Annotated in this window: 10 protein-coding genes and 6 pseudogenes; 9 read left to right on the plus strand and 7 right to left on the minus strand. The window is 62.7% G+C overall.

Annotated elements, in window-relative coordinates:
• Positions 1 to 390: 390 nt before the first annotated feature.
• Positions 391 to 1,299 (plus strand): hypothetical protein, encoded by a 909-nt coding sequence (locus QM693_RS19615; RefSeq protein WP_283353196.1) that lies wholly within the window; start codon positions 391 to 393, stop codon positions 1,297 to 1,299.
• A 64-nt stretch (positions 1,300 to 1,363) separates the two neighbouring features.
• On the opposite strand, the pseudogene QM693_RS19620 reads toward QM693_RS19615, so the two are convergent.
• A pseudogene (locus QM693_RS19620) lies at positions 1,364 to 1,783 on the minus strand (recombinase family protein); the annotation flags it as partial.
• A gap of 251 nt (positions 1,784 to 2,034) precedes the next feature.
• Positions 2,035 to 2,328, minus strand: coding sequence for a HigA family addiction module antitoxin (locus QM693_RS19625; protein ID WP_007297375.1), 294 nt, complete (start codon positions 2,326 to 2,328; stop codon positions 2,035 to 2,037).
• Between the two features lie 816 nt (positions 2,329 to 3,144).
• Between QM693_RS19625 and QM693_RS19630 the strand changes: the two genes are divergently transcribed.
• Both QM693_RS19630 and QM693_RS19635 read left to right on the plus strand, forming a co-directional pair.
• Positions 3,145 to 3,381: a WhiB family transcriptional regulator gene (locus QM693_RS19630; protein WP_283353197.1), complete on the plus strand. Its 237-nt coding sequence runs from the start codon at positions 3,145 to 3,147 to the stop codon at positions 3,379 to 3,381.
• Positions 3,382 to 4,447: 1,066 nt separating this feature from the next.
• The gene (locus QM693_RS19635; RefSeq protein WP_283353198.1) at positions 4,448 to 5,230 is read left to right on the plus strand and encodes a hypothetical protein; all 783 of its coding nucleotides are present in this window, start codon (positions 4,448 to 4,450) and stop codon (positions 5,228 to 5,230) included.
• 19 nt (positions 5,231 to 5,249) lie between these two features.
• On the opposite strand, the pseudogene QM693_RS19640 reads toward QM693_RS19635, so the two are convergent.
• Together QM693_RS19640 and QM693_RS19645 are read right to left on the minus strand one after the other, a co-directional pair.
• Positions 5,250 to 5,738: pseudogene (locus QM693_RS19640) on the minus strand (protein kinase domain-containing protein); the annotation flags it as partial.
• 242 nt (positions 5,739 to 5,980) lie between these two features.
• Positions 5,981 to 6,567: pseudogene (locus tag QM693_RS19645) on the minus strand (DDE-type integrase/transposase/recombinase); the annotation flags it as partial.
• A gap of 600 nt (positions 6,568 to 7,167) precedes the next feature.
• Here QM693_RS19645 and QM693_RS19650 point away from each other — a divergent pair.
• From QM693_RS19650 to QM693_RS19665, 5 genes and pseudogenes are all read left to right on the plus strand, one after another.
• Positions 7,168 to 8,289 carry an NAD(P)H-dependent amine dehydrogenase family protein gene (locus QM693_RS19650; protein WP_280784222.1) on the plus strand — a complete coding sequence of 374 codons (1,122 nt, stop codon included), beginning with the start codon at positions 7,168 to 7,170 and terminating at the stop codon, positions 8,287 to 8,289.
• Between the two features lie 380 nt (positions 8,290 to 8,669).
• The gene (locus QM693_RS19655) at positions 8,670 to 10,058 is read left to right on the plus strand and encodes an amidohydrolase family protein (protein WP_280784221.1); all 1,389 of its coding nucleotides are present in this window, start codon (positions 8,670 to 8,672) and stop codon (positions 10,056 to 10,058) included.
• A 396-nt stretch (positions 10,059 to 10,454) separates the two neighbouring features.
• Positions 10,455 to 11,009 (plus strand): annotated as a pseudogene (locus QM693_RS19660) (aldehyde dehydrogenase family protein).
• 28 nt (positions 11,010 to 11,037) lie between these two features.
• A pseudogene (locus QM693_RS37870) lies at positions 11,038 to 11,527 on the plus strand (aldehyde dehydrogenase family protein); the annotation flags it as partial.
• Positions 11,528 to 11,595: 68 nt separating this feature from the next.
• Positions 11,596 to 11,865: a hypothetical protein gene (locus QM693_RS19665; protein ID WP_283353199.1), complete on the plus strand. Its 270-nt coding sequence runs from the start codon at positions 11,596 to 11,598 to the stop codon at positions 11,863 to 11,865.
• Between the two features lie 351 nt (positions 11,866 to 12,216).
• Here the strand turns inward: QM693_RS19665 and QM693_RS19670 are convergent.
• Positions 12,217 to 13,404, minus strand: a pseudogene (locus tag QM693_RS19670) (acetyl-CoA C-acetyltransferase).
• A 320-nt stretch (positions 13,405 to 13,724) separates the two neighbouring features.
• Here QM693_RS19670 and QM693_RS19675 point away from each other — a divergent pair.
• Entirely contained in the window at positions 13,725 to 15,287 is a 1,563-nt protein-coding gene (locus tag QM693_RS19675) for a PucR family transcriptional regulator (RefSeq protein ID WP_283353200.1), read from the plus strand.
• Positions 15,288 to 15,304: 17 nt separating this feature from the next.
• Here the strand turns inward: QM693_RS19675 and QM693_RS19680 are convergent, their stop codons facing one another.
• Together QM693_RS19680 and QM693_RS19685 are read right to left on the minus strand one after the other, a co-directional pair.
• A complete protein-coding gene (locus QM693_RS19680) occupies positions 15,305 to 15,982 on the minus strand; it encodes a winged helix-turn-helix domain-containing protein (protein WP_283353201.1) in 678 nt (225 codons plus the stop codon).
• Positions 15,983 to 16,134: 152 nt separating this feature from the next.
• Positions 16,135 to 17,640, minus strand: a complete 1,506-nt coding sequence (locus tag QM693_RS19685; RefSeq protein WP_283334149.1) for an aldehyde dehydrogenase — start codon at positions 17,638 to 17,640, stop codon at positions 16,135 to 16,137.
• Position 17,641 lies beyond the last annotated feature (1 nt).

Here is a 17,641-nt window from a genome sequence, read left to right on the forward strand (position 1 = left end):
CAATGGATTGCCGTCACGAACTCGGCGCGCTTGGAATTGATGCGGGTCTCGGATGACACCCCGGGCGTCCTGATTCAGCGGTGCGTCTCTCTCCGCGGGCTGTGACGCAGGCGTCGAAGCTCGGGAAGTTGAACACCGGACAATCGTCGATGACCCGACGTGCGGAGCGCTTGTATACCTGCGCCAATCCCCGAGGACGACATTGTCGAATATCCCCACCCTTTGGCCACAGTGTCGCAGCACTCGCCGTTAGCGGAACCTGCACCGGGACGAGATCGACGCCCAGCGCGCACCGGAAGGGTCAGGCGCTCGTCCCGAAAGCGGATCGATGACCGGTCTACGATCGCTCCTGCGACCAGACATAGGTTCTCGACCGTATCGTTGCAGAGTATGACCGTAAGCACTCCATCGTGGGTCGAGTTGATGGGCCGTCATGCGGCCAGCGACATGCTCTATACCTCGGCGGCCTTGAGCTACCGATACGTCGCTCGCACGGGCGACGTCGACGAGGGCACATGGGAATTCTGGCACGGACCCGGTAACCAATGGCGTATCGAAAGATCGGGTCAGCCGATCTTGATCCGAAACGGCGAACTCGCGTTCAGTTGGCGTGACGGTGAGATGCATCGAAACACAGGTCACATCCAACTTCACCTCCTGAAACCAATCAGTCCTCTCTTGTTTGTAGGACCCGAGTCATTCCTCTCGCCCTCCACCCTCAGTAAGAACACAACACCCGCCAGGTCCCCCATCGAAACCTATGTGAATGGCCGGCGCGCGTGGTCAATGATCATGAACTCGACGTCGCACGAGGAGAACATCGAGTTCGTCATCGACGACGAGACAGGACTCATCCTCCGCACGGGATCTTCCAGCGACAAGCTCTACGCCGAGTTGACCGACGTCAACACCTACGAAAACCTGCCCGATGAGGTATTCGATTGGGAAGGTGCTATCGCACCGCCGACAGTGAAGGAAAGAAGCCGGGACCCCGAGCACCTCCGACAAGTCCACGAAATGGCTGAAGGTGCAACCCCACGGTACTGGCCGACCGGAGTGTCCTTCACTCCGATCAGCGGAGACCCTGACACCGGTGAACTTGTGATGAGCCTCCACGTGAACGGACACGCCTCACTGGCTCGGTGGCCCCTCGGCGCGCAACCCACACTGCTCGATCGTCAACTCACGCAGCGATACCCACACTCAACCGAATGGTCGGACGATCGGTGGGCGTGGCGATTGATGACAATTTCAGCGTTGGACGAAGACGACGTACGACGCGTCCAGAAATCCATTTAGGCCTTGGACTTAGCAGTCCCGTTAGCTGAACGTCCGCCGGTGCGGCTGGCGTTTTTGCTGGTCGCTAGGTGCTGGAATCTGAGAGAGCGCCGTCACGGTGGGCGCTGCGTTCGATCGCCCGGTACACCGTCGACCGGCCAACCTCAGCCAGTTCGGCAGTCGAGTATTCGCCTGACGCGTGAAGCTCGACCAGGTGCCGTTCCTGGCGTGGATTGAGCTTCGGCTTCTTGCCCTTCAGGTGTCCCTTCGCCTTCGCGATCCGCATCCCCTCCCGCGTTCGTGCCCGAATCAGGTCGCCCTCGAACTCGGCGACCATCGCCAGGACGTTGAATAGCAGGCGACCGACCGGGTCAGTCGGATCATGCAACGAGGCACCGATCTGCACGCACGCATGCCGAGCCGTCAGCTCGTCGACGATGTCCCGGGCATCGGGCAACGAACGGGCCAGGCGATCCAACTTGGTCACCACGAGGGTGTCGGTGTTCACTCGTGCATACCCGATGTACATCGCTGATTCCCATCTCTCGAACGCACAACGCCGGCGGCGCAGTGCTTGCGACTCCACGGTCAAACATCATCGGCAAGGCCAGGCCAGGACCGCTGCCCGGAGCTGATGCCGTTGGTGCATTGGCCGGCCTTCCAGGCCCGGCGTGGCTCAGCCTTCGAACGATTCATCCCGGTGATCGTTCCGTCCGGTGCGGCGGGCAATCACACCGACGGTCCCCTTCTGCCTCTCTACGCCGAGAGACGCGTGATCTTGGCGAGGGCGTCGCCTATCTTGTCGGCCGCAAGATCGAGCTCGTAGCGGTCCTGGATATTGAGCCAGAACTGCGCACTGTTGCCGAACGCCTTGGCCAGCCGCAACGCGGTGTCTGCGGTGATCGACCGCTTGCCGAGCACGATCTCGTTGATCCGTCGGGGCGGAACACCGATGATCGTGGCTAGGCGGTTCTGCGTGATGCCGAACGGCTCGAGGAAGTCCTCGCGGAGGATCTCGCCGGGGTGAATTGGGCTCAGGTCTGTAGTCATTATCGGTGTTCCTTTGTCGATTCTGTGGTCGGATGGAGCGTCGGCTCCCCTCTGGCGGTTAGTGATAGTCTCCGCGCTACGCGACGACATCGACGACATCCGTTCAGCTCTCGAAGCCCAGGTCGCCTACCTCGACAGTCTCATCGGACCACACCGGCATGCATGAGTTAGTTCATGCATGCATGCGTTAACTGATGCTGGCATCAAGCCGTCGATCGAACGCACACGCGCCCCCGGTGTCACAGGCGTGTGTTTCACAATCGGACATGCCGACGCCCTGCGGTTCTAGTTTGATTCGGAGTGATCAACAGACGGCTGGAATTTACCGGTGGGGCGTCGAGGGGTCGCCCCTCCCGGTGGTGTGAGGCCCCACGTTGGTGCGCCCACGGCGGCGGCCCTCCCGAGGTGATCAGAACCGATTTCGGGATGGACACCGCAGCGTTCTGTCGGGCACTGGTCGCGTATCTCGACGTCGCCGCGCCGGCACCGCTGCGGCCGCTTGGTCGAGCGAATGATCACCGTCGCTCGTCGAAGGTTCTGGCTGGGCACCTGAACTTGAAGAGACCGTCCGGACTGATTGTGAAAGATGTTGTTTGCGAAAGGGTTACCGCGGTGACAGGTCCGCAAATACCCGTGAGTGAGATGAGTGAGACCGATCCGATGACTTGTATATCCGCTCGTGCGCCGAGCACTGTGCCGGCTTCCCGCCGTGAAGGTACGCCACGGACCCGACTGCCCGTCGACGGTGATCGTGATCGTGATCGTGATCGTGGAGATTGGCGCCTCCTGGGGTCGTGCCGGAACGTCGAGTCGTCGTTGTTCTTCTCTCCAGAGGGGGAGCGTGGTCGGGACCGGGCGCGGCGCGAAGCGCACGCCAAGCGCGTCTGCCAGGACTGCCCGGTGCTCACCGAATGCCGCGAGTACGCCCTGGCCGTTGCCGAACCGTACGGAACGTGGGGCGGGATGTCCGAGAACGACCGCAGACGGCACATCCGGCGCCGGCAACGAGAGGGGCGGGCCGCCGACCTTCCTGTCGAGGAACCGGTGCGCTGACAGACGATGCGCCGCCCTGAGAACTTCCACATCCTGTCTGGAATGCACAGGGTTGTGATCAACAACTAGGGGCGCTCGCGGGTCGATTTCGAGCCGATCCGAAACCAGGTGCCCGCCTACCACCAGAGCAAGGAGGCGCGATGTGGTCATATGCAAGGACGGACGATCCTAGATGGCGGGAACCTGGTCAGCGGGATATACGACGAGGATGCACATGCGGACGCTGCATGTTGCAGTCGCAGTGGGCGGTGTTGCACGCCGTTGTTTCCCCGGCGGGCGCACCGCTTAGGCGCGCTGATCCTTCCGTGCAACCCAGCGCAACGAACACGAGGCCCACTGCAACGAGGTCCCAAGACATGGCCGTAGCCGGGCGCGGCGATGGTCCGGCACGACGAAAAATCGGCCCTGAACTGGCCATTGAGGTCAGTCCGGGGGTGGTTTAGCGTGGAGATGCGGGCCGTATCCCGTCGGGTCGAGATTTGGCAGTCCGGGATACGACTCGCCGGGAGGCGAGTCAGAAAGCATGAGTGAGTTAATTCATGCATTCATGCATGCGTTAACGGTGGAGACGTTCCGCTGCGACGGCAGTGCGTGCTCGAACGAGGTCGTTGCTCAGCCTGTGTTGTGGCGTGCAGAGTCAACGGCCCCCGGAAAGGGGTGCAGAACTTAGGCGCACGCAATCGTTGCACTGACCGTTGCACACCGAAGGGCAGAGATTTCGCCTGTTGCAGTCGCACGGGCCCGTGTTGCACACGTTGCTTCCCTCGTCATCACTGTTGAGTGCTCCGTATCGGCCTCGGCGCCCACTGAATGCGTGAGTGCATTAATGCATGCACGCGTTCATGGAAAAAGTACGTGTGCTGCCGCGACACCGCTCCGCGCTGACTTGCCCCCTATGCCAGCTGGTGGCGTCGCGCTCAGTGGTCCGCGGTGGAGGTGGGTGCGTCGTTCCGTCGGGCCTTCTCGCGGGTGAGGTACTTGTACAGGCCTGGCTGGCTGAGATTGAAGCGCTTTGTCAGCTCTGCGACGGAGTGCCCCGCGGTCTGCAGGTCGTAGAGTTCGACTGTTGTGCAGGGTTGAGGAGTGGTTTGCGGCCGGCGAAACCGCCTGCAGCCTTGCGGCGGGCATTGCCCTCCATCGTGCGCAGACGAATAAGGCCGGACTCGAACTCGGCGAAGGTGGTCGACAACATCGCGAACACCGTTCGCCCGATCGGATCCCGCGGGTCGTGGAAGGTGCCGTCGAACATCAACAGCACATCGCGGGCCTGGAGATCGGTGGTATCGCGCTGAGATCGGCGACCGAGCGGGCCAGTCGATCCAACGAGGTGACGACCAGGGTGTCCCGTGATGGCCTTACATCGCCCGAGAGGACCGGTCATGAAGGATTCATCGCGCCCCGTCTGCCGCGCCTTCGCGCGGCCGGAATCACAACCCTGGCGACGCTGACGGCTGCGATCGTCGGTGCACCTTCCGCGTCCGCGGCACCGGTCGATACGGTTCTGCCAGTGCCGGTGGCAGGCAACACGCTGTCGTTTCAGTATGCGACGTGGATGGGCATCTTACAGGACCGCGCCATCGCGCGAACCCATACCGCGACACCGGGTCTCACGTACTTCCGCATGGAGACCGGATGCACCGGGACCGCGCATTGGCGCAACCTCACCACCGGCGCGACCGGGGATGCCGAGGTGCGAGCATCCAACTCCCCGCCATCACCGCCACCCGTCGCCGCCGCGACCGGGTCCGGTGTCCTCGTCGCCACCATCACCCTGGGCATCCCCTACAGCACCACATTCTGGCCGGGGATGGGCATGTGGAACGTGCCGCGCCGGGCCCGGAACTGCTAGGCACTTCGACCGGTGACCATCAAGCAGGAGCGTCAGCGGACGTGGGACTCGCTTCGAGGCGCTCGACATCCGCGATGAGGTCGAGCGCTGTCTGGTAACGCTGCGCGGTCTCGAGCGTGGCACACTTTTGAATGATCCGGCTCACCTCGTCGGTACCCGTTTTCAGTGACTCTTTGCCGGTGAAAATGTAGGAGAGTACCCAGCCAATCGAGTACACCTCGTTCAGAACGTTGTAGTCCTTGAAGTTGTGGAGTATTGGGTCACGGATGGTTCCTCGCATCTCCGTCTTCGTCCGGGTGAATTCGGAGGACGTGTCCTTGACCAGACCGAAATCGGAGAGCTTCACCAGTACCGCCCCGCGGTCGAAGACTTCCACCAGTACGTTCTGGAGACTGATGTCCCGGTGGAGCAACCTTTCGCTGTGAAGGTAGTTGATGCCGTAGAGGAACTGCAGCGCGATCCGCTTCCGTGTGGGGAACGGTAACTGGTTGTTCCGCTTCCGGATGTACTGTCGGAGGGTCTCGTCTCAGAACTCCACTCGGTACTCGTTGCGAGTCTCGTCGTATTGATACACCTCAACGACGTACGGGAAACTGCGTACGTGCGTTTGCCATCGGCCGCGCGGTACAGCGCGACAGCGTCTTTCCGGAAATCCTCCGGATACAGCGGCTGACGTCCCACGTCGACATGCCTACTGGCTCTCCACTGGAACCAGCGTCAGGGGTGTCCACTCCGAGGGGTAGCCTCACGGTATTTCGTCGAGCGGGCCTCGACAGATACATCTGGGCGTATGCCCTCTTCGGCGGCCAACGTCCGGTTCAATCGCTCTACCTTTCCATTGGTCTGCGGACGATATGGGCGGGTGTAGCGGTGCTTGACGTTCGGACCGAGCGCCGCCCCGAAGCAGTGTGAGCGATAGCAGGAACCGTTGTCGGTCCGCACCTCGATACCGTGTTCGGCGAAGAAGCTGCGAGCCCCTCCCCAGATCGGGGCGGCTACCTCCTTGCGTTCGTCGGAGTGCGACTCGGAATAGGCGAGCCGGAACGGTCGTCGACCGCATGGTGCAGGAAGGCGTAACCGCGGCCCTTCCTCTTGTTGTGACGGTTGCCGATGATCCGCCCAAACCTGCGTTGTCCGCCACCGTCGGGGATGCGGCCGAATTTCTGATATCCACTTGGACCAGCTCACCCGGTGTGTCATGCAGCGGCGGGTTGGTGGTCGGCGAAGGGGAAGGCCTGTGGACTGGTCGAGGTGGGCCAAACTCGGCATCCGATCGCGGCGCAGGACCTTTCGATGGCGGATCGGGACATGTGCAGGGGGTAGGCGATCCGCCGTGGAGATTTCGGCGTTCGGCAGCGAGAACACAGGTCAATCTGTGAGGTCATCCCAATGTCCCCGGCGCGACTCAGAGTTCACTCCCGGTCGCGCGACTGCACTGTCTCCTCTTGGCCACCGGCGCCAATAACACAAACGTAACCCGCAGCCATTGAACTATGAACTATTAACCTATACGTTTGACGGGTGTGACGAGCCCCACGTTACTAGGCCAGGGGTCCGTTGACCCGTATCTCCACTTCCAAAGGAAGACGTCAGTGACCTCACTACCTACCTCGCCGTCCGGTGACAGCCAGTCGAGCGAAAGCAACTCCTTGAACGACAATGCTCAGGTTGCTGCGCTCAGGTTGGAGACCGAATTCAAACGTGAGATGAGCTTGTCGGCAAACTTGTCCCCGGACTCACCTAGTTCCCGCCGGTCGGAAGATGTGCGCTGTTCACCTACGCGCTGGCAACTACTGGTTCGCGGATGATCTGGAGTCCGCTGATCGCCGACGTGGGGCAGTTTCTGATCGCGCTGGTCGCCAGTGAGGCCGTTGCGCATTTCCCGGTCACACAGCCGGTTCACTTGACATAAGCCCGTAAACGGAAAGTAGAAATCGATGATTGGTCAGGCTTCTTCGGAATCCACCGCACCCATTCTGGCCCAAACCCAGACTCGGGTCGTCATGTACGGCTTGGGTTCGATGGGATCGCTCGTTGCGCGGATGCTCGACGAACACGGGGCAGAACTGGTTGGAGCAGTTGCTCGTAGTCCGCAAAAGATCGGCCGAGACATCGGCGATGTCGCATGCCTTGGAAAGCAGCTCGGCGTCACAGTCGCAAAGGACATCGAATTAGTACTCGCGGATACGCGACCGGATCTCGTGGTCATGACAATTGCCTCGTACATGGAAGACATGTTCGAGCCGGCGATGGCATGTCTTGTTGCTGGAGCGAATGTGATCACGCTCTCTGAGGAGCTGATGTTCTCGCGACGGACGTCGCCTGATGAAACCGAACTATTGGACAAGGCAGCACGTGAAGCCGGCGTGACGATCACCGGCACTGGCCACCAGGACGGGTACTGGGTCAATCTGGTGTCGGTACTCATGGGAACCGCGCACCGGATCCAGCGCGTCGTCGGTAAAGCAAGTTGGAACGTAGACGATTTCGGAGCTGAGCTCGCCCGAGACCAACAGGTTGGGTCCAGCATGGCAGAGTTCGAGCAGTGGTTGGCCGGTGCCTCCCGTCCACCAACATTCGGGCGCAATGCCCTTGAGCAACTTGCGGTTGTGGCTGGACTAAATCCGCGCGACGCCAGCGGCGAAACGAAACCTGTGATCGCAGATGCCGACACCGAGTGCAGGGCTTTGAATACTGTAATTCGCAAGGGCTCGGTTCTTGGCTTCACCGATATTGACACCCTGAGCACCGACGAGGGTGTCGTGCTCACGATCGAGATGACTGGGATGGTTTATGGCCCTGATAATGCGGATTATAACGACTGGACGATTTTCGGTGAACCCGAGCTGAACCTGCGCAACGAGAAAGTGCCGACGAGTTGGACTACATGCGCCACGCTCGTCAATCGTATTCCCGATGTACTTTCCGCGCCTCCGGGTTACGTGACTCTGGAGGCACTTCCACAACTGCGGTATCGACATCCCCGGCGAGTTTCGACCGATACAACATCGGTTCCATCCGCCGAAGCTTTCCGCGGTCGAACAAATGGATTGCGGTAGCGACTCTCAGATCTGAGGTACAACGTGGGTGCGGGACGCAGTGCGGCCGACGAGGACATCGTGACGTTGGGGGACAGTCTTCGCCGGGTGCCTGCCGTGCAAGCGTGTTTGGAGCTGATCCATCGATTCGCGATCGCCCGAGCACAGCGAACGGAGTCGAGGCGGACGATTGCTGGATGCCTGTTATGTACCAACGTTGTTGAACCGGTCGAGTTGGGTGCCTGACTTCAGTCACCGGGGAGGATTTACAGAACCGCATATCCAAGCAGTCGGTAGGGAACGCATCGGCACCGGGGCAGATTGAGGTGTTCACACCGGCGTCGCCACATTGAGTTGTGCGCCAGGATCTCTGTCGCACAGATGAGAGAGGAAGTCACAGTATGTCCAACTTTGCACTGTCCGGAGTCACGCTGATCGATGGACGTGGAGGTACTCCGGCCGAGAACACGACCGTTGTCGTCGAGGACGGCTCGATTACCCGCATCGTCCCATCGTCGCAGTACGACACCAGCGCGGGACCGCAAGTCATTGATGCCGCCGGCAAATGGTTGCTCCCTGGCTACATTAACGGAAACATCCACCTCCTCGACGGCATCATGATGATGGGCATAGGCGGTGTGGAGTACCTTTCCCGATATGAGGGGTCGTTCGTGAAGGTCATCGAGGAGGGGGCTCAACTGACCCTCCGCAACGGTGTGACGACTGTGTTCGACACCTGGGACGCTCGTAATCCGGTGCTCGAAGCCCGGGATCGGATCAACGCAGGTGCAACGATCGGTTCCCGGATCTTCGCGGCCGGGAACATCGTAGGCATGGGTGGGCCCTTCAGTCCTGATTTCAATTTCGCTGCACGGCAGTCAATCTCGCCGACATTCGCAAATCGAATTGACGAGCTCTTCGCCGCCGGTGTCGGTGCCGACCTGACACTGCTGCAAGAACGCGAGTTCCGCGCACGGTTCCGGGACTATGTTCAATCCGGTGTCGACATGGTCAAGGTCGCCATCAGCGACCACCTCACCGCGCACCTCAACCCCGTGGCGTTGAGAACCTACCACACCTTCCCCGAGAAGTGGGTCCGGATGATGGCGGAGGACACCCGTGCTGCCGGTCTGCCCTTCCTTTCGCACACCCTAGCTGTCCCCGCCCTTGAGTTGGCGACCGATGTCGATGTCGACGTCATGATCCATCCAACCTGGACGTACAACCAGGTGATACCGGACGAATTGGTGCGGCGAATCGCGGAAAAGAGGATCGGTGTGGGAATCCAGCCCCTTACCGATGACTACTCCGGCCGGCTTCTTGCTCACGGCAACTTCTTTGGAGCGATGAACAGTCCCGAACATCAGAAGAACGAGCGAAACTTCATCGACGCAGGAGCCAACGTAATGGTTGCTACCGACGCTGGCTGTACATCTCACGACGTGATGCAGGATCTGGGTGAAGAGCTGCACGAGGACAGGCCTTGGACGCTGGGGGCCGACCACTTCACCTGGGTCAAAGCCTTGCGTACAAGGGGGCTGAGCGCCATGGGAGCCATTCAGGCTCTCACCCACAACGTCGCCGACGCCTACAACAAGCTCGACACGATCGGTACAGTCGAGGTGGGCAAGGTCGCCGACCTCGTGCTTCTGAATGCGGATCCACTTGTCGACAGCGAGAATCTAAGCGATATCGCGGCGATCTACAAAGAAGGTCTCGCTGTCGACCGGTCCGCGCTGCCGAATCCGCGTGTCGTGACCGCACCGACGGGAGCACCTGTTCCGAACTGACCAATGCGATTGGGCTGCTCGGTGGTAGGCGATGGACCGCCACTGTCGGCGGAGTAGGCGATCACCCTGTCGCCGAGTGCGGCGTCTGAAGAGCCCTGGTTCGGTTTCGGATAGTATCCAAGGTCTTCTCGGACGCTGGGCGTGGTCATGTCGTGGTGCGGTGGAGGCGACGACTTGCGCTTGCGGGTGATACAGCGGAGCCGGTCACACAGCTTCGTGTGCCCGGCTCACTCCAGTGGCCTCGGCACGGGACGTGACATCCGCCCGGGTAATCAGCACGTCGGTCGACCTTTCCGTGTTTGATCGCCTCAACGACGCCGTCGAGACCGTAGGCGGTCGCGTGCAGCTTATCGTCGACTCGACTACCTCCTCGTGGCATTCGGTACGCAATCTGCAGTGTCTGGCTCGGCTCGTGAAGTAACACCGAGAGGAGGTCGCTGGGGCTCGAGGGACTTGGGCAAACCCGTGACTGACGCGATCGACGTGGATATGCGCGTGGTCGTCCAGGCTTTCGGTTTCTATGTTGAGGCAATCGATAAGCGCTATGACGAAGTCGCTCCGAGCGACCACCGCACGCTGGCAACGACTACCCGGGACCCACTCGGTGTGGTCGGTGCCGTCGTGCCGTGAAACTTCCCACTGAATCGCATGGAAGCTCAATTCGGCACTGGCGGTTGAAGACAGTTCGTCGTCAAACCCGTCGAGCAGTCCTCTCTGACTGCACTCCAGTTCACCGAGCTCGCCAGTGAGGCCGGTCTTCCCAATGGAGTGCTGAACATCGTGGCCGGATTCGGCGGCAGCCGGTGCCGCACTCGGTCTTCATGGGGATATCGACGCCGTGTCCTTCACACGGGCTCGGGACCGGCGGGACGGCACTTCCTGCGTTATGCCGCCGACAGCAACATCAATCGGGTCTCACTTGGGCTCGGGGTGAGAGTCCCCAGATCGTGATGAGCGAGGCGCACGATGTTGAGCAGATGTGGATGCGATCGCATCCGGGCTTTTCTTCAACCAGGGACAGATCTGCTCCGGCCGCTCACGCCTGATAGTGCACCGCTCCCGCCGAGACGAACTTGGAAGCGGTTGTGCGCCGAGCGAAAGCCCTCACGCACGCCGATCCGCTCGATTCTGCAACGACATTGGGGGCGATGGTTGAGGAGAATGCCCTGCAGCGGGTACTCGGATACGTTGACGCCGCGGTCGCCCAGGGCGCGGTTGCGGTCGCTGCTGCTCGCGCGCATTGGTCGAGATTGGCGGCGACTACATGGGACCCCCCCGTTCTCGACGGGGGTGTCCCCGGACGCGGTGCGGCGCAGCCGGAGATCTTCGGTCCTGTCCTGGTGTTCCTTCCGTTCGACACCGTGGAAGAGGCCGTCACCATTACCAATGGAATTCCGTTCGGGTCGGCGGCGTCGATGTGGACCGAGGACCCGTCCACTGCGCACTTGACTGCAAAGGGCATTCGGACGGGCACGGTGGGGTCAACTGCTATGAGGCCTCAGATGTCACGTCGATCGGGCGCTGAAACCGAACCGAATTGCGGCCGGCGGCCGCCGTCGTCGGTGAGAACCAGATCTTCATCGAGCTACGGGTGGCAAACAAGGCCGCCCTGTACGAATGGTTCTCCACGTCGGCGATCCTCGCGAAGGCGACGTCCGTCGAAACCGCCCTGATCCTGCAATCCTCAAACAGAGCGATGTCCTGTGGCCGCCGCTGGCATGAAGCGAATACTGCACGCGCGCCCACCGGCTCCCCTGTAGGCGGCGGCTCCCCCAGGACTGCCGCGGCCGGGGCGGAACACGACTAGAGCGAGCCGGACTGGATGCTCGACATCCTGCGGCGCGCACTGTCAACGGAGCTGCCACACTCGGATTGTGTTTCTTCCGAACCGTGTCGATGAACTAGATCAGACTTGGCGTGCACCTTCGCGGTCGAGTCACAGCCGGGCACGGCACACTTTCCGCATGGCGTCGACCGTGGCAGGAGACAGCTCCCCCGTTTCCCCGACCGTCAGGAGCATGAGGACACGCTGGAAGAAAGCATGGGCCTTGAGGTCGAACGCGTGAAGATCTCCTCATCACTACCGCCTCCGTACAGATGCCACGACCGGACGAAATCGATCATCGCGGCGTCGTCGACTCTGGTGTCGACCTCCGTCTCAATTGCTCCTTCGCAACCCTTGGGGAGAGCGCAGCACGATTGCCTGCCCTTGGCCGCCGCCACGACACAGTGCCGCCACGCCACGCCACGCCACGGCGCGAGAGCTCGAGCGCGAGATGCAAGACGACGCGGGCGTCGGACATCCCCAGCGGGTGGCCGATGGCAATCGCGCCACTGTTGACGTTGACCACCGCGGGAGCGAGCCCCAATTCCCGGGTGGCGGCGATACCGACGGCGGCGAACGCCTCGTTGATTTCGACCAGGTCCAGTTCGGCCGGCGTGAGACCCGCGGCCGAGCGGGTGGCCTTGATGGCTTCCGCCGGGTGGGACTGCAAGGTCGAGTCGGGTCTCGCGACGAGACCGTGGCCGGTGATTTCGGCGAGCCAGCGCAGCCCCCGGCGTTCGGCGACGGCGTTGTTCATCACCACTACTGCACAGGCACCGTCGGACAGTTGCGAGGCGCTTCCGGCGGTGACCGTGCCGGAGTGATGGAAGGCCGGCCGGAGCGCGCCAAGCGAGTCGACACTGGCCTCGGCCCGCACACCTTCGTCCTGCGTCACTTCGTACGTCTGGCCTTTCCGGGTGAGGGTGACCGGCACAATTTCGTCATCGAGAAAACACCGTCCTTGGTCGCGCGGGCGGCTTTGGTGTGCGAATCGACGGCGAAGCTGTCCTGCTCTTGCCTGGAGATCTTGTCGAGTGCTTGATTGTGCGCTTCGGTCAGGGCTCCCATGGGCTGGTCGGTGAGGCTGTCCCAGAGGTCATCCCACTCGAGATGGTCGAGCAGCTTTGCGGCGCCGTACTTGTGACCGGTCCGGCTCTTCGGGAGCAGATGCGGCGCGTTGGTCATCGATTCCTGTCCCCCGGCCACGACGACGTGGAAAATGCCCGCGCGAATGAGCATGTCTGCCATCACGATCGAGTCGATTCTGGACAGACACACCTTATTGACGTTGACGGCGGACACCGACATCGGAAGGCCGGCTGCGGTCGCGGCCCGGCGAGCCGGTATCTGACCGGTCCCGGCGGTGAGAACTTGCCGCATGACGACGTAATCAATGTCCGCAGCGGCTACTCCGGTGCGCTCGAGCACCGCCTTGATGGCCAGAGCTCGGAGGTCGGCGCCGCTGAAATTTTGGAGCGAGCCCATGAACCGGCCGACCGGCGTCCGTGCTCCGCCGACGATGACCGACTGATTCGGTTGGCTGGCATGGTTCTCCCTCTGTTCGACATTATCAGGGTGGCTTCATCGCATAGGTTGCCTGTCGGGACCAGCGGGGACGAACCGGCTGTCCGCGTGGATCACGCTCCGTCGTCTGAGGACAGTGTCATATAGTTAAACTATGCTATCAATGTTTTAATGTATGGAGCGGTATCTACCCGTCCGATTGACGGTGCCGGGTCGCCATCGCCCGGAGGGCGTTCGGTAGCAGATCAGCCCTAGAATCGCCGGGGCGAGTAGTTGCCTGACCGTGCTCGACGGGTACCGGAGGAGCGAGTGACACCGTGACGCTCACAGTGCGTCGACTGACCCAACACAGCGACCTGGGGTTGTCACTCGTGGCAGGCCGAGAGGGTGCCGATCGTGTGATCGATTGGGCACATCCCATCGAACTCGCCGATCCGACGCCGTGGATCTCCGGTGGGGAGCTGGTCATGACGACCGGCCTGAAGATCGGCCCCACAGCAGAGGAGCAATTTAACTACGTGGCCCGACTGGTGCAAGCCGGTACCGTCGCCCTGGCATTCGACACCGGCACGACCTTCGAGCGGGTACCCGATGGCGTCCTGACCGCCGGCGACGCCTTCGGCCTGCCGATCCTCGCGGTACCGGCCTCGACACCGTTCATCGCCATCACCCGGGCGGTGATCGACGAGTTGACCGCCGATCAACTTCGCGGCGTTCAACGGGTGGTCGACCACCAGGAGAAGCTCGCCCGCGCGACGCTGCGCGGTGGCATACCCGCGGTCATCTCGATGCTCGGTCGGGTCCTGTCCTCGACCGTTGCCGTCATCGACTCCGACAGTCAGGTCCTGGCCGTGCACGGTGCGGATTCGGTGCGGGTAATCCGTCACGCCCGGGAGGTGGCCAGTACGGCGCGGTCGACGCCGGGCCGGAGGCGTCCGACGAGCAAGGTCGTCGCCGACGATCACGGATACTGCACGGTGCAGACCGTCTCGGCCGCACAGGATCTCCACGGCTACCTCGCTGTCAGCTCCGATGACCTCCTGTCTGCGTCCGACCGACTGCTCGTCGCCCATGCGGTGTCCTTGGTATCGATCGAATTGGGCAAGCCCGCCAAGGTCGTCGATGCCGAACAGCGACTCCGGGCGGCTGTGACCCGAGCTCTGCTCGATCTCGGCGGCGACCTCGATGTCAGCTTGCTCCGATACTTCGGGTTCGACACAGACTCACAGGTGGTCGCGCTCATACTGACCAACGTCGGCCCGCTGCTCGCTGCCGAACGGCAAATAGCCGCGGCACTGACCGGGCAGTCCACGCCGTACCTGATGGTGCCGACCGAGAACGATCTGATCGTGATCGTCCCGGAAGAACGCTCCCACGAGGTGGGGCTGCACCTACAGCAGCAGGTAGGTGCACAGCTGGAACGCCCACTGGGCGGTGGGCGGGGTCTGCCCACGCCGATCTTCACCGCCGCGTTGAGCGTGCGGCAGGCGACCGCCGCGGCCCGTGCCGGGCGTCTGCAGACCGATCGGATCACCGACTTCGCCGAACTCGGCACCTTCTCCTTGCTCCTCGGCAGCCAGAGCCCCGCCGAACTGCGCGCGTTGGAACAGTCCATGCTCGCCGCTGTGGACACCTACGATGCCGCACACCCGGCGTCGAGCAGTTTGGTGTCCACCCTCACCGCGTTCCTCGAGCACAACGGCCACACCGAGACGGCCGCGGCGGCGCTCGGCGTTCATCGCCACACCTTGCGTAATCGGCTCGTCAAGATCGCCGAACTGACTGGGCGGGAGCTCGACTCAGCGTACGTCCGAGCCGAACTGTGGGTTGCCGTCCAGGCGCGCGAACTCCTCCGAACCATGGGGGAGGAAGGACGCTGACGTCGCTCGGGCGTGTGTCAGGGGACGAACCGGTAACCCTTGCGGGCCTGGGTCACGAGGTGCCGCGGGTGGTTCGGGTCGCGCTCGAGCTTCTGCCGGAGGCGGTGCAGATATATGCGCACGTAGTGCGCTTCGTGGGTATACGCAGGCCCCCATACGGCGCAGAGCAGGGTGCGGGAGCTCACGGTCGTCCCCCGGTGCCTGAGCAGAACTTCGAGGAGTTTCCATTCCGTGGCGGTCAGTTCAACGCGCTGTCCGTCTCTGGTCACGGTCTGTGCGCCGATGTCGACCGAGAACGAGGCGGCGTCGATGACGGGGTCTACCGGTGGGCGGGGTGGGCGACGGCGGTACGCAGCGTGCAGGCGGGCAACAAGTTCGCTGATTGCGCACGGCTTGGTCATGTAGTCGTAGGCGCCGTGATCGAACGCGTCGACCATGGCGCCGACCTCGTCGTTGTCGGAGAGAACAACGACCGGCGCCCGGGTCCAGGCTCGCAGTTGTTCGAGCTGGCCCAATGCGATTCGGTCGGTGGAACTCCAGTCCAGCAGGATGACATCGGGATGCAGGGAGGTCACGGCCCGGACAGCGTGGTCTCCCGGTACGGAGGTCGCCAGATTGTGGCCATGGTGACCCAGTGCCTGGTGCAGGTATCGAAGGAATTCGGATCTCGCGCCGATCGCCATGATGTTGGTCACGCGAATTCCGTTCGGTTGGAGCGGTGTCCGTGCATTTCACCATTTCATAAACTGGCTTGGTGTGGGCGGCATGGTGCTGGGGGCGGTGTCGGTGGGGTAGGGGATGCACGCCGACGACGGTGGCGGCGTGCATCCCCGGCCGGAACTCGGTTCTACAACTTCATCCAGGTGCTCTTGAGCGTGGTGTACTTGTCGAGCGCGTGGAGCGATTTGTCGTGGGCACCGAACCCCGACTGCTTGTATCCCCCGAACGGGACGGTGATGTCGCTGCCGTCGTAGTTGTTGACCCACACCGTTCCCGCGCACAGCGCGCGAGAGACGAGGTGCGCGTTCGACAGGCTGGTGGTCCAGACCGCCGCGGCGAGGCCGTATTGCGTACTGTTCGCGATCCGCACACCCTCGTCGATGTCGTCGAAGGTCAGGACGGAGAGCACCGGGCCGAACACTTCCTCGTTTGCAATCGTCATCTCCGGGGTGACGTTGTCGAAGATCGTCGGTTCGACGTAGTACCCACCGGAATCGATGCGTGCCTGCGCGCCGCCGGTGAGGGTGGTCGCGCCCTCGTCGGTGGCTGTTGCAATGTATCCGAGGACGCGGTGCAGGTGCTTTTCCTCCACCAGTGCGCCGACGGACGTCCGCGGGTCCAGGGGATCACCGACTGTCATCTTGGCGGAGGCCCGGAGCAGGTGCTCGATGAGTTCGTCCTTGCGGGAGCGATGAACGACGAGCCGGGACCCGGCCGAGCAGACTTCCCCTTGGTTGAAGAAGATCCCACTCGCAACGGATGCTGCGATGTTGTCGAGTTCGGTGGCGTCCTCGAGAACCAATTGGGCGCTCTTCCCGCCGAGTTCGAGGGAGACCTCTTTCAGGTTCGAATCGGCGGACGCGCGCAGCAGGGTCCGCCCGACCGGACCGGAGCCGGTGAAGGTGATCGCATCGATGTCGGGATGAAGACCGAGCGCGGCCCCGGCGGTGGCACCGAAACCGGGGACTACGTTGAGGACGCCGTCGGGCAGGCCGGCCTCGGCGGCGAGCTCGGCGAGCCTGATCGCGGTCAGCGACGACGCTTCGGCCGGTTTGAGGACAACGCTGTTGCCGACCGCGAGGGCGGGGGCGAGTTTCCAGGCCGCGAGCATGAGCGGGAAGTTCCACGGCACGATCGCGGCGACCACACCGTAGGGCTCGCGGGTGATGGTCGCGAAGGTGGTGCTGTCGGTCGGGGCGACCTCGTCGTAGCGCTTGTCGATCGCTTCGGCGTAGAAGTCGAAGCACTGCACCGTGACCCGGATGTCGACGGCGCGGGCGTCGGCGACCGGCTTGCCCATGTCCAGCGACTCGAGCAGGGCGAGTTCGTCGGCGTGCTGCTCGATCAGCCGCGCGAGGGCCTGCAGCACTCGGCGGCGGTCGCGGGGATGTTGCTTGGCCCAGCGGCCGTCTTCGAAGGCGCGACGCGCGGACCGGACGGCACGGTCGATGTCCTCGCGGTCGCCTTCGGCGATGGTGGTCAGGACCCGGCCGTCGCGGGGTGAGATGCAGTCGAAGCGTCTGCCGGCGAGGGCGGGCACGAATGTGCCGTCGATGAAGGCATCGGTTCGCAGAGTCAGGCTCCGGGCCGTCTCGAGCAGGCGGTCCACCTCGGTGGGCACGGTGGCGGTCATG

Origin of the sequence: Rhodococcus sp. IEGM 1305 (assembly GCF_030058635.1) — a bacterium.
Lineage (GTDB): Bacteria > Actinomycetota > Actinomycetes > Mycobacteriales > Mycobacteriaceae > Rhodococcus_F > Rhodococcus_F opacus_D.